This is a genomic window from Shewanella sp. SNU WT4 (genome assembly GCF_006494715.1).
Classification (GTDB): Bacteria; Pseudomonadota; Gammaproteobacteria; order Enterobacterales; family Shewanellaceae; genus Shewanella.
The window spans coordinates 1,783,402-1,796,280 of the sequence record NZ_CP041151.1; the positions used below are offsets into that span (position 1 = coordinate 1,783,402).

10 protein-coding genes are annotated in these 12,879 nt (G+C 44.2%); 5 read left to right on the top strand and 5 right to left on the bottom strand.

Going from position 1 to position 12,879, the window contains the following annotated elements:
* Positions 1–78: 78 nt before the first annotated feature.
* Positions 79–2,265, bottom strand: a complete 2,187-nt coding sequence (locus FJQ87_RS07985) for an OmcA/MtrC family decaheme c-type cytochrome (RefSeq protein ID WP_168195162.1) — start codon at positions 2,263–2,265, stop codon at positions 79–81.
* A 405-nt stretch (positions 2,266–2,670) separates the two neighbouring features.
* On the opposite strand from FJQ87_RS07985, the gene FJQ87_RS07990 reads away from it, so the two are divergent.
* The 3 genes from FJQ87_RS07990 to glnS all read left to right on the top strand — a co-directional run bounded on the left by FJQ87_RS07990 (position 2,671) and on the right by glnS (position 7,017).
* Positions 2,671–2,910 (top strand): FeoA family protein, encoded by a 240-nt coding sequence (locus tag FJQ87_RS07990; protein ID WP_140932177.1) that lies wholly within the window; start codon positions 2,671–2,673, stop codon positions 2,908–2,910.
* Complete coding sequence (gene feoB / locus FJQ87_RS07995) at positions 2,903–5,197, top strand: Fe(2+) transporter permease subunit FeoB (protein WP_140932178.1); 2,295 nt, start codon at positions 2,903–2,905, stop codon at positions 5,195–5,197. The genes FJQ87_RS07990 and feoB overlap by 8 nt, the downstream gene beginning before the upstream one ends.
* A 152-nt stretch (positions 5,198–5,349) precedes the next feature.
* The gene (glnS, locus tag FJQ87_RS08000) at positions 5,350–7,017 is read left to right on the top strand and encodes a glutamine--tRNA ligase (RefSeq protein WP_140932179.1); all 1,668 of its coding nucleotides are present in this window, start codon (positions 5,350–5,352) and stop codon (positions 7,015–7,017) included.
* A gap of 95 nt (positions 7,018–7,112) precedes the next feature.
* On the opposite strand, the gene FJQ87_RS08005 is transcribed toward glnS, so the two are convergent.
* Positions 7,113–7,709 carry a Yip1 family protein gene (locus FJQ87_RS08005; RefSeq protein ID WP_140932180.1) on the bottom strand — a complete coding sequence of 199 codons (597 nt, stop codon included), beginning with the start codon at positions 7,707–7,709 and terminating at the stop codon, positions 7,113–7,115.
* A 267-nt stretch (positions 7,710–7,976) separates the two neighbouring features.
* Between FJQ87_RS08005 and miaE the strand changes: the two genes are divergently transcribed.
* Positions 7,977–8,729 carry a tRNA isopentenyl-2-thiomethyl-A-37 hydroxylase MiaE gene (gene miaE / locus FJQ87_RS08010; protein ID WP_140932181.1) on the top strand — a complete coding sequence of 251 codons (753 nt, stop codon included), beginning with the start codon at positions 7,977–7,979 and terminating at the stop codon, positions 8,727–8,729.
* Positions 8,730–8,818: 89 nt separating this feature from the next.
* Here miaE and FJQ87_RS08015 read toward each other — a convergent pair whose 3' ends face one another.
* Both FJQ87_RS08015 and FJQ87_RS08020 read right to left on the bottom strand, forming a co-directional pair.
* Positions 8,819–9,535: a UDP-2,3-diacylglucosamine diphosphatase gene (locus tag FJQ87_RS08015; RefSeq protein ID WP_140932182.1), complete on the bottom strand. Its 717-nt coding sequence runs from the start codon at positions 9,533–9,535 to the stop codon at positions 8,819–8,821.
* Between the two features lie 9 nt (positions 9,536–9,544).
* A complete protein-coding gene (locus FJQ87_RS08020; RefSeq protein ID WP_140932183.1) occupies positions 9,545–10,039 on the bottom strand; it encodes a peptidylprolyl isomerase in 495 nt (164 codons plus the stop codon).
* Between the two features lie 141 nt (positions 10,040–10,180).
* Here FJQ87_RS08020 and cysS point away from each other — a divergent pair, with 141 nt between their 5' ends.
* The gene (gene cysS / locus FJQ87_RS08025; RefSeq protein ID WP_140932184.1) at positions 10,181–11,560 is read left to right on the top strand and encodes a cysteine--tRNA ligase; all 1,380 of its coding nucleotides are present in this window, start codon (positions 10,181–10,183) and stop codon (positions 11,558–11,560) included.
* Between the two features lie 163 nt (positions 11,561–11,723).
* Here cysS and folD read toward each other — a convergent pair whose 3' ends face one another.
* A complete protein-coding gene (gene folD, locus FJQ87_RS08030) occupies positions 11,724–12,593 on the bottom strand; it encodes a bifunctional methylenetetrahydrofolate dehydrogenase/methenyltetrahydrofolate cyclohydrolase FolD (RefSeq protein ID WP_140932185.1) in 870 nt (289 codons plus the stop codon).
* Positions 12,594–12,879 lie beyond the last annotated feature (286 nt).

Consider the following 12,879-nt stretch of genomic DNA (forward strand, 5'->3'; position numbering starts at 1 on the left):
TGCTATGGTAACGGCACTATTAGCTTGTAAATGTTAACAGAGGAGGCATAAGCCTCCTCTGTTATTTAAACCCTATTGTTAATACTTAGGGAATGCCCAGTTTTTGTGCTGTTCAAGCAATCTGTCTGTTGTGTGGCAGGTTGAACAAGTTTCTGCGCCAGCGGCTTTAGCTTCGGCATCATATAAAGATCTCGCAACACCTAAAGCAAAAGTTTTCATATTCTTATCATCAGTAAACTCGCGCACCTCTAACACACCACCAAAAGACTTGATGTGACTGATGGTTTGTTCATTTAAAGAATAAGGCTTAGTGTGACAGCTTACACAAGCGGCAGTTTGCGGAGACACGAGAGTTTGCTCGTTAGTCGCCGATAGTTTCGCGCCATCTGTGGTGCCGAATGCAACCGGCGCCGCATCAACTGTAATCTTGTCTAAACTAAAGCCATCTTTTCCATGACAGGTCTGACAGTCGGTTTTCCTAAAGAAACCTGTTAGATAATGTTCACTGTGAACTATGTAAGCCAAGTTCGATGAGCCTGCACCTTTCTTGTCGCGAGTGCCATTGTGGCAACTTGCACAGCCATCCATATCATTGCTATATCTATGAGTAATAGATGTAGTGTGGCAATCCTGACAAGCCTTCATCTCAGCGTGTTGAGTACGAGGGGACTTATCCACCTTAGTGCCGTCTTGCTTAAAGTAGTAAGTGTCACTGACTAAGTAAGGCGCTGATTGTTTGTCATTGTTTAAGTTAGTCACATCACAATCGGCTCGTACACCTTTGGCGTTATAGCACACATGCAATTGGCTTGATAATGCAATCACAGCATCATCTGCTAGTGCGGCGCTAACTTTATAAGTGGGCTCATTGATTACAGCTTGGATACGACCGTCAGACAATTGTGTGAAATACTCAAAACCAACCTTTTGATAGTTAACGCTAAAGTCATCATCTGCAATGCCATTGAAAACTAGCGCACTATTATAGCCACCGTACTTATATGGGCGAGGATCAATTTGAGCAAGTGGAACTAACTCAGTACCGTCCATGACTTTAAAGATCGCGGTGACAGACATTTTATCGGTAGCAACAGTCACACCGTCAAATACCACTTTGATTTTGGTTGAATGAGCATTGGCATTTTGAGAATAGTGGCCACTTTCAGCGCCACGGTAATCCCCTTTATCACCTTCGCCGCCATGGCAGCTAACACAATTCTTCTTGTCATCTTTAATTTGATTGTTTGCAGCATCCCAATGCCAGCTTGGTACAGCGTAAGCGCTATTGTGGCAATTCATGCAAGTTGCTGTATCTAAGTCAGCTTTCCATGCATCTGCCATTGTCAGATTGTCATCCGCTTGGTGACAAGTTTGACAGTTACTTGCGGCTTGTGGATAAATGCCAGTGTAGAAAGCGTGGCTATGAATTTCGTGTGCCATGCCTTTAATTGAACCATCGAACTTGTATGGTGAACCTACAGGATTTTTATCGGCATCAACGTCTTGCTTCATGTATGTGTTGTAATCGGTATGACAGAAGGTGCACGATTCTAGAGTAGTGTGTTTACCACCATGAAATGCTAATTCACCTTCATGACCTGGACGATGACAACTTTGGCAAGTTTCATTAGCGATGACATCTTTAGGTTGGCTTTGTACCGTATCTGTACTTGGTTGCCAGTAGAAGAAGCTATTATCCACTAATGTTTTTTGTTGTGCGTTTGTGGACTTAATACCTAAATAAATACCATTAGTCGTGTTAGCAGCAAATTTATATTTACCTAGAGTATCAACAGCTTTGTTTAAGGTCAGCGTATATGTGCCATCCGAGTTATCGGTTAAGCAATCGGTGCAATCACTGCCCTTAAAATAGGAAGAACCTGTGAAGTGGTTATCACCTTTATCTTTATTGAAATAACTTAGCCATATCTGTCTCGGCTTACCTTCAATATCTGTAATACCTACTTCATCTTCAGAACCCATGCGTCCAAAAGATACTGCGCTAATGTCGGCATTTTTTAATGCAATAACCGCCGCGCCATTGGCATCTGCTAGCGAAAAATTAATGGCAAGAATGCCATTGTCATTGACAGTTGCTGAATTAATTGTGCTTTTTATGGCGTTGACTGCGGTAATAGGTGATCCAACGACGCCATCCTTGCCAGGCTGTCCGTCATCACCACCACAACCAACTAACGCTAGCGACATGATCCCTGCGCTAATAAACGCAGCGCTGCGAGCAGTTAAGCGAATGTGTTTCATCATAATATTTCCCTGCATCATTATAATCATCACCTTAAACCATCAGAAAGTCCGTATAAGGTGTGTGGAAATTTTTCCAAGGATAGGCTAACAAATAGTTAATGTTTCGCAGCGTTTTTAGGTGCGGTTTGTGATTGACGTCTGACTATTTCTTTAGAGGTATTAGGCGGGCAGTGAGTTATCACTGTGCAGCTGTGTGAAACTAGATTAATTTGCTAGCTCTGAGATAGGTGCTGCTGGTCAAGCGGCGTAAGTCTTTATTTATGTGTCAATATCCGCCATAATCCAAAATGTAATTGAAAACTATTCTCGTTTAAGTTGCTGAACCATGACTTAGCTAGCATTTTTCGCGCCTTAGTTCGGCTAATATGCTCGCAAGTTGTGCTCAAAAGATTCAGGAAATCACAAATGAAGTTAAGTGATCTTAATCCCGGTGATCGTGCGTACATTGCAGAAATCGGCCAATTGTCGTTACCGCAATCAGTAAAACGCAAATTGTTATCTATGGGGATCACCCCCAATACTCATTTTAGTTTGATTCGACGCGCGCCAATGGGCTCAGGAGTAGAGCTCAATATCCGTGGTAGCCGCTTATGTATGCGTCGTGATTTAGCCGATATTATTGAAGTAGAGATTACCAATGACTAAGCCGTTTCATTGTGTCACTGTCGGTAACCCGAATGCGGGTAAATCGACCTTATTTAATGCGTTAACCGGTGCTAATCAACATGTTGGTAACTGGGCCGGGGTGACGGTAGAAAAGAAAACTGGCAGTTTTACCCTTAAGGGAACTGAAGTTAAGTTAACTGATTTACCAGGTATTTATGATTTATTGCCAGCAGGCAGCCAGTGCGATTGCTCGCTCGATGAGCAGATTGCCCAGCAATATTTAGCCGAAGCTAAGATTGATGGCATCATCAATATGCTCGATGCCACCAACATTGAGCGCCATTTGTACCTGACAGTGCAGCTGCGTGAACTTGGCATTCCTATGGTGGTTGTAGTCAATAAGATGGACGTGGCTCGCGAGCACGGCATCGAGGTTGACTTTGAAGCCATGACGGCGGCGTTAGGTTGTCCTGTTATCGGTGTGTGCGCTAAAGATGATGCTGATATTGAACAAATTCAGCAATTAGTGGTAAAGCTGCTTGACGGTAACATTAGTGAGCAAGCCTTAGTGCTCAACTATGATAGCCGCATTGAACATGCGCTGACGCAAACCATGGCGCAGCAAACCGATTTAAGCCGCGGTCGCACTTTGGCTATGTTTGGTCATGGTTTAGGTTGTGGTTCATGTGCTAACGGTCAGTTGCAATCGCAAGTCATAGCTTGTGCTAAAGAATTAACTGAGTCAGGGCTTGATATTGAAGTCATGATTGCCGCCACGCGTTTTGATTTTGTTGAAGTGATTTATCAAAAGACAGTAACCAGTAGCGGTAAGCCGACCTTAAGTGATCGTCTTGATAAAGTGATGCTGCATCCCATCTTAGGCATTCCGATTTTCCTCGGTGCCATGTATTTGATGTTTATGTTTGCCATTAATGTCGGCAGCAGTTTCATTGATTTCTTTGATATCAGTGCTGGCGCTTTATTTGTGGATCATTTTGGCGCCTTGCTGGAAAGCATAGGCTCACCGAGTTGGTTAGTGACTATTTTGGCGGGCGGTATTGGCCAAGGCATACAAACAGTAGCTACCTTTATTCCAGTAATTGCCTTCTTATTCTTAGGCTTATCTGTCTTAGAAAGTTCTGGCTATATGTCACGCGCGGCCTTTGTGGTCGATGGTTTAATGCGCCGCATTGGTCTGCCAGGTAAGGCATTCGTGCCTATGATAGTGGGCTTTGGTTGCTCTGTGCCGGCAATTATGGCGACCCGTACGTTAGGCAGTCAGCGTGAGCGGATTGTGACGGGTATGATGGCGCCATTTATGTCGTGCGGCGCACGTTTACCTGTATACGCCTTATTTGCCGCGGCATTTTTCCCAGAGCATGGCCAGAATCTAGTGTTCTTACTGTATTTATTGGGAATTGTCGCCGCCATAGGTACTGGATTATTATTGCGCTATACCTTGCTGCCAGGCAGCAGTAGTGCGGTGGTGATGGAATTACCTGATTACGAATTACCTAAATTAATGCCATCACTTAAGCGTGCGGGTAAGCGGACTAAGGGATTTATTTTCGGCGCCGGTAAAACCATAGTTATCGTCGTGACCTTGCTTAATTTTGTTAATGCGATTGGTACTGATGGTAGTTTTGGCCATGAAGACTCGAAAGCTTCACTGCTGAGTGTCGTTAGTCAGCAAATTACGCCTGTGTTCACCCCTATGGGCGTAGAAGCGCATAACTGGCCAGCGACTGTGGGTATTGTCACAGGTATTTTTGCTAAAGAAGCTGTGGTCGGTACGTTAAACAGTTTATATACCGATGCAACCCCTACTGATGAAGGCTTAACGCCTTTAAGTGAAAGCTTTATGGAAGCGCTGCATACCATTCCAGAAAATTTATTTGGCATTGATTTGCGCGACCCATTATCGTTAGCGGTTGGTGAGATTGCTAACCAGCAAGTCGCAGCAGAAGAGCAGGGCGTTGATACTTCAACTTTTACTGCGCTGCAGGTAGGTTTTGGTAGCACGATTGCCGCCTTCAGTTATTTGCTGTTTGTGTTGCTCTATACCCCATGTGTGGCGGCTATGGGCGCCTTAGTGAATGAATTTGGGATACGCTGGGCAAGATTTGCCGCCTTATGGACCTTTGGTTTAGCTTATGGTTCAGCGACCTTAGTGTACCAAGTGGGTACCTTTAACCAGCATCCACTGCAGTCGTCAATGTGGATAGTGGCAATTATCTCATCACTGCTAGCGTTTGTGGCTTGGCTTAAGCATTTAGCTAAGCGCACCGAGCAAACACCGCTTGCCATCAAAGTGGTTACTGAATAAACATAACGCGTTGAAACAAAGCAGCCTGATGGCTGCTTTGTTGTTTTTATTCAGAGTTATTCAGAGTTTTTTAGTCTGGGGATTGTGCTGAGGCCTGATCTGTAGGATCATTATCGTTTAGTCAAATTGCCACTGCTGTAAAGAGGAATTCCATGAGTCATGTGGACAACGAAGCTCGTCCAAGCAACTTCATTCGCAATATCATTGATGAAGATCTGAAGAGCGGTAAACATACCCAGGTTCATACTCGCTTTCCGCCAGAGCCTAATGGTTACCTGCATATCGGTCATGCTAAATCTATTTGCCTTAACTTTGGCATTGCCAAAGATTACCAAGGCCAATGTAACTTGCGTTTTGATGATACCAACCCTGAGAAAGAGAACATAGATTATGTTAACTCTATCCAGCAGGATGTGCAGTGGCTCGGTTTCCAGTGGACCGGTGACATACATTATTCATCCGATTACTTCGATCAACTGCACGATTATGCGGTGGAACTTATCGAGAAAGGTTTAGCTTACGTGTGCTTTATGAGCCCTGAGCAGACCCGTGAATACCGTGGTAACTTAAAAGAGCCAGGTAAAGATAGTCCGTATCGCAATACTGATGTTGTTGAAAACTTGGCTTTATTTGCCAAGATGCGCAACGGTGAGTACAAAGAAGGTGAATGCGTTCTGCGCGCTAAAATCGACATGGCATCGCCATTCATGTGTATGCGTGATCCGATTATTTACCGCGTGAAATTTGCCCATCATCACCAAACCGGTGATAAGTGGTGCATTTATCCTATGTACGACTTTACTCATTGTATTTCTGATGCGCTGGAAAATATCAGCCATTCATTATGTACGTTAGAGTTCCAAGACAACCGTCGTCTGTATGACTGGGTGCTTGATAATCTGAGTGATTTCCAGCAGCCAAATCGTACTCGTCAGTACGAGTTTTCGCGTTTAAATTTAGAATACACCTTAATGTCTAAGCGTAAGCTTAATGACTTAGTGGTGCGCGAACTGGTATCTGGTTGGGATGACCCACGTATGCCGACCATTGCTGGTCTTCGTCGTCGTGGTTATACCCCAGCGGCTATTCGTGAATTCTGCAAGCGCATTGGTGTAACTAAGCAAGACAACCTGATTGAAGTTGGCATGTTAGATGCGTGTATTCGTGAAGAATTAAACGAACATGCACCGCGCGCTATGGCAGTCATTAAGCCAGTTAAAGTGATTATTGAAAACTTTAGCGGTGATAATGAAATGATTAAGGCGCCTATGCACCCGAATCTGCCAGAAATGGGCGAACGTACTTTAGCCTTTGGCCGTGAAATCTTTATTGATGCTGAAGACTTCCGTGAAGAAGCCAACAAGCAATACAAGCGCTTAGTGCAAGGTAAAGAAGTGCGTTTACGCAATGCCTATGTCATTAAAGCTGAGCGTTGTGATAAAGACGAAGATGCTAATGTGACCACCATTTATTGTACTTATGACCCTGAAACTTTGGGTAAAAACCCAAGCGATGGTCGTAAAGTAAAAGGCGTAATTCATTGGGTTGAAGCAAGCTCTGCTATCCCTGCTGAGTTCCGTTTATATGGTCGTCTATTTACTGATGCTAACCCTGCTGCCGCTGACACTGTGGATGAAGTGCTGAATCCAGAATCATTGGTCGTGCGTCACGGTGTGGCTGAAGCATCGCTGGCTAACGCTGCTGCTGAGCAAGCTTATCAGTTTGAGCGTGAAGGTTACTTCTGCGCGGATAACAAGGATTCAAGCCCTGAACATTTAGTGTTTAACTTGACCGTCGCTCTGCGTGATACTTTTGCTTAATCAGATACTTTTGCTTAATCAATAGTCATCGTAAAAAACGAAAGGCCACTTAAAAGTGGCCTTTTTTATTGCGCGCTTTAAAACTTAAGCAATCATTAAACGTAGGCTGGGCCAAAACCAAAACTCCAAATAATCACGCTACCCGTCATTAACGCGACCAATAACACTAAGCCTGCGGTAACTACTGAGCTTGCATAGATAAAGCCTTTCTCTTCTGGGATATGCATCATGATGGGCACACCGGTATATAAAAGGTATACCGAATACGTTAGCCCAACTAACCCGACTAACATCATCACCCAGATGACAGGGTAAAGCGCGCCAAAGCCTACCATAAACAGCGGCGTTGCCGTATATACCGCAAGTTCAAAAGATTGAGTATAAGTCGGCGTTGAATCGAAGGTTTTTGCCATCCAGAAGATGAGGTAAGCGAGGGCAAACACCCCACCAATTAAGCCAAAGTAGGTGGCTATTGACATGAAAATCGCACTTTCATTGGTAAGAAACAATTTGTCACCCACACCTAAGTCCCAACCTATATGGGCGTTGGCAAAGTATGAGCAAATAGCAGGTATTAACGCGACTAAAAAGATGTGGCCTAAGCTGTCGGCAATCGATTCGTGGTTATCATCTATGTGATGCCACTCTTCCTTTGGATGTGTGTAGAGTCCTTTTATGTGATCTAATATCATATGCAAATGTCCTCATAGTGTCCCCAATAATCGCCGCACGACAGATAAAAGCGATGTCACTTATAGTCTATTTATCGTGCATCATCTTAATAAGATCAAGATTTGGCTGTATTTCAATCAAGCTCGTCACATCCATTTAAGCCTAGTGGTCAGTTTAATGCGTGAGCAAATTACCGAGCGTCATGGTTAACAAGTCCAGATTTAGCGCTAACCCAGTGCTTGCCTGTGGTAAAATAGCCAAAATTGCTATGAGTCTTTTTAGGTAATATGGATTTAATACTGGCACCGATAACTAATTTTTTGCACTGCGAAACCCCTCAATCTTGGCTGGATGAGGCGCAAAAGCCTGAAAACTTAAAAGTGATTTTACTTGATCACTTAATTTGCGAATTAAAGGCGGGTCAATCGGCCATGTTTCTTATTCGTAAATATGCCGTTGATAAAGAAAGTGGCGATGCTTTGCTTGCTTGGTTTAAGCCTTATGAAGATTTTGCATATCGCAAAATTGGTGATTGGCAAAGTCTTGGGCAAGTCAAAGGTGTGTCTAAAAGCATGTTGCCAAAATCTGGTACGGCTTATGGCCAAGATTTGATTGATAAGATGGTGCTACTGATCAAAGAAGAGCTGCATCATTTTTATCAAGTTCTTGAGATCATGGCTGAATACAATATTCCTTATGAAACCATTAGCTCAAGTCGTTATGCCAAAGGCCTGCTTAGCCATGTGATCACTCATGAACCGCATACCTTAATTGATAAGCTGATTTGCGGTGCTTATATTGAAGCGCGCTCGTGTGAGCGCTTTGCCAAATTAGCGCCATTGGTGGATAAGCGTTTGGGGGATTTTTATGTGTCGTTACTGCGCTCGGAAGCCCGTCATTATCAGGATTATCTCGCATTAGCTGAGCAAATTGCAGGGCATGATATTAGCGATCGAGTGCGCTATTTTGGTGTGATGGAAGCTGATTTAATTTTATCTGCAGATAATGATTTTAAGTTTCATAGCGGCGCGCCAGAATAGCTACTAGCTAAGTGAAACACTAAGCAAATGGGTAAGCAGTTAGATAAAACAAAGAGCTCAGTTAACACGCTGAGCTTTTTAATGACAATTCACTTTGAAAAAGGCAGTTGCTGCAAACTCACCTCATCAGGCGTAATTGTGAGTACGCTGCCTTGCTGATACCAATCCCCTACAACCATGCGCTGCTTATTGTGAGCCAGAGAATGAATATTCGGTCTATGGGTATGGCCGTGGATCATCCATTCACATTGATATTGCAATAATAAGGCATCAACGCTTGCGGGTTCCACATCCATGATTTCCATGGTCTTATTGCGATTGCCACTTTTACTCTTAGCGCGAATATTGGCAGCTATGCTAAGGCGTTTGCGTTTAGGCAATTTGCCATACAACCATCGAAATACGCTGATATTGCGAAAGCGGCGAAAACGTTGGTAAGCGGCATCTAAGGTGCACAAGCTATCGCCATGCAAGAGTAAACAAGCTTTACCATAAATATTGGTAGCGTAATGCTCTGGCAATAATTGTAAGCCTGCACTTTTGGCAAACTGTTTGCCGAGCATAAAATCGCGATTGCCGTGGATATAGTAAATCGGGATACGCGTTGAAACTTGCAATAACTGCGCGGCCAGTTGCTTGGCAAAGGGTACGGCTAAGTCATCACCTACCCACACCTCAAATAAGTCACCGATGATATATAAAGCATCTGTGTCATTGGGGAGTTGCTGCAAGAAGGTTTCAAAGGCTTGCGTGATATCAGGGCGATCAGCACTTAAGTGCAGATCGCCAATAAAAAGAGTGCGCATTAGCTCAAATTATTCGCTAATGGTAACGCTTTCAATCACAACAGGCTCTAAAGGAACATCTTGATGCATGCCCTTGTTGCCTGTGCTCACGCCTTTAATGGCGTTAACTACGTCCATGCCTTCAACTACTTCGGCAAACACACAGTAACCAAAACCTTGAGTAGTTTCTTTAGTGAAATCTAAGAAGGTGTTGTTATTGATGTTGATAAAGAATTGACCGGTAGCTGAATGCGGATCAGAAGTACGAGCCATAGCTAAGGTACCGATTTTATTCGATAAACCATTGTTGGCTTCGTTCTTAATGGTAGCGCGAGTGGCTTTTTGTTGCATAGCAGCATCAAAACCGCCGCCTTGGATCATAAAACCATCAATCACGCGATGGAAAATGGTGCCATCGTAAAAGCCGTCTTTAGCATATTGGGCGAAGTTTTCTGCGGTGGCAGGGGCATTATCAAAATCTAACTGAATTTTAATATCGCCATGGTTGGTGTGTAATGTAATCATTTTCGTAAGACTCTTGTATAAATGTGGGCGGATTCTAACTTATAAGACCCAGAGCTTAAAGGGCAGTGTTCAATCTTGTCTGACCCATGATAAACTCGAAGATAGATTTTTATTTTAATCATATCTTTAAAGAGAATGCCGATGTTGCAAATATACAACAGTATTACCCGCCAAAAACAAGAGTTTGTACCCATAGTGCCAGGTAAAGTCGGCATGTATGTGTGCGGGGTAACCATTTATGATTTATGTCATATTGGCCATGGGCGCACCTTTGTTTCATTCGATATGATAGTTCGCTATCTGCGCTACAAGGGTTATGAGGTTAATTTTCAACGAAATATTACTGACGTTGACGATAAAATCATTAAGCGTGCTAACGAAAATAATGAGACCTGTGAGTCATTAACGGAACGCTTAATTGGCGACATGCACCAAGATTTTGATGCACTCAATATGATGCGCCCTGATTTTGAGCCACGTGCCACCTTGCACATTGCCGAAATCATTGACATGGTTGAGCGCTTAATCGAGCGTAAGCACGCTTACGTAGCTACCAACGGTGATGTGCTCTTTAGTGTACTGTCATTCCCTGAATACGGCCGTTTATCGGGTCAAGATTTAGATCAACTGCAAGCAGGCGCGCGCGTTGAAGTCGATGAGCATAAGCATAATCCGATGGATTTCGTGCTGTGGAAAATGTCTAAGCCGGGTGAACCTACGTGGGAATCACCATGGGGCCCTGGCCGCCCTGGTTGGCACATTGAATGTTCAGCCATGAACAGCAAGCATTTAGGCCTGCATTTTGATATTCATGGCGGCGGCAGTGATTTACAGTTCCCGCATCATGAAAATGAAATTGCACAGTCTTGCTGCGCCCATGACACACCTTATGTGAACTACTGGATGCACACTGGCATGGTGATGGTTGATAGAGAAAAGATGTCTAAATCATTAGACAACTTCTTTACTATCCGCGATGTATTGTCTCACTATGACGCCCAAACCGTACGTTACTTCTTACTGTCTGGTCACTATCGCAGCCAGTTAAATTATTCAGAAGATAATTTAAAGCAAGCTCGTGCGGCGTTAGAACGCTTATACACAGCATTAAATGACTTAGATTTAACTGTGACGGCAGCGCCTGCCACTGATTATGTCAGCCGCTTTACGGCTGCTATGGATGATGACTTCAACACCCCTGAAGCCTATTCAGTGCTGTTTGATATGGTGCGAGATATTAACCGCTTGAAGCTTGAAGATATCAACGCGGCTTCTGCCTTAGGGGTTGCCATGAAGCAACTCGCTGATGTACTTGGCATTATGAGCCAAGATGCCGATAGCTTCTTTAAAGGCGAAGGCACAGATGATGAAGTGGCAGAAATTGAAGCCTTAATTGTTGAGCGTAATCGTGCTCGCACAGAAAAAGATTGGCCTGCAGCCGATGTTGCTCGCGATCGCCTCAATGCGTTAGGGGTTGTGCTTGAAGATGGTCCAAGCGGCACCACTTGGCGCAAGAAATAGTTATCGCGCTTTGCGATAGCAGAGTGTCATACTTGATTCATATTCGCTAATAAAAAACGCCAGCAATTGCTGGCGTTTTTGTTGTTGTATTCTTTATACCTTGATTTTCTACATCATGGCTGTTGAAGCTTAATCAGTGTTTAGCAGGTGTTTAAGCTGCGAACTAGCAAGCATCCTGCTGGTCGTGATATTGCTCAGCGGCCAATAAGGTATTTTCTAATAGACTGGCAATCGTCATCGGGCCCACGCCGCCAGGTACAGGGGTAATAAATTGCGCGCGGGTAGCGGCCACATCAAAATCGACATCACCCACTAACTCACCTGAATCTAAACGGTTAATACCCACGTCTATCACAATAGCGCCTGGCTTAATCCAATCGCCAGGAATAAAATGCGGTTTACCGACAGCAACCACGAGTAAGTCTGCTTGGCGAATTTTACCTTCAAGATCTTTGGTAAAGCGATGACAAGTGGTGGTCGTGCAGCCTGCGAGTAATAATTCCAGCGTCATTGGCCGGCCAACTATGTTGGAGGCACCCACTATGACAGCATCTAAACCATAGGTATCAATGCCGGTGGACTCAATCAAGGTCATAATGCCTTTAGGCGTGCAAGGGCGCAGCAGTGGAATGCGCTGGGCTAAACGGCCGATATTGTAGGGATGAAAACCATCGACATCTTTATCCGGCGCAATCCGTTCAATCACCTTGGCGTCACTAATGTGAGCGGGTAGGGGCAATTGCACTAAAATGCCATCGACTTTAGGGTCGGCGTTGCACTCATCAATCAGAGTCAATAATGCCTGTTCTGAAGTATCAGCCGGTAAATCATAAGAATAAGAGGCAAAACCCACTTCCTCACAGGCTTTACGCTTACTGCCAACATACACTTGTGACGCGGGATCGGCACCGACTAAAATGACAGCCAGTCCGGGTGGACGTTTACCTTGTGCTATTCTCTCGCTGACGGCATGGGCGAGACGGTGGCGAACGGCTTGTGAAATAACTTTCCCATCGATAATTTGGGCTGTCATGGTGGTACATGTCCTCGTAGCGTGACAGTGAAAAACACCGCCATTCTAGCAGTCTGTGTTTCTGGTGTCATAAAAGACTAATAAACGCTGTGTTTCGACTTTAAATCAATGTATTGATGGGGAATGCTGTAAAAATACGCCAATTGATTTATATTTCAGCAAGCAGTGGTTGCGGGGTAAAAAAGGGGTTGACGCCATTCACCTGTACCGCTAATATGCGCTCCGTTCTCCGGCGGTAAGTGAGCCGCTAGCAAGTGTGATGGTTGAAAGAGTTAAGCTCTTTATC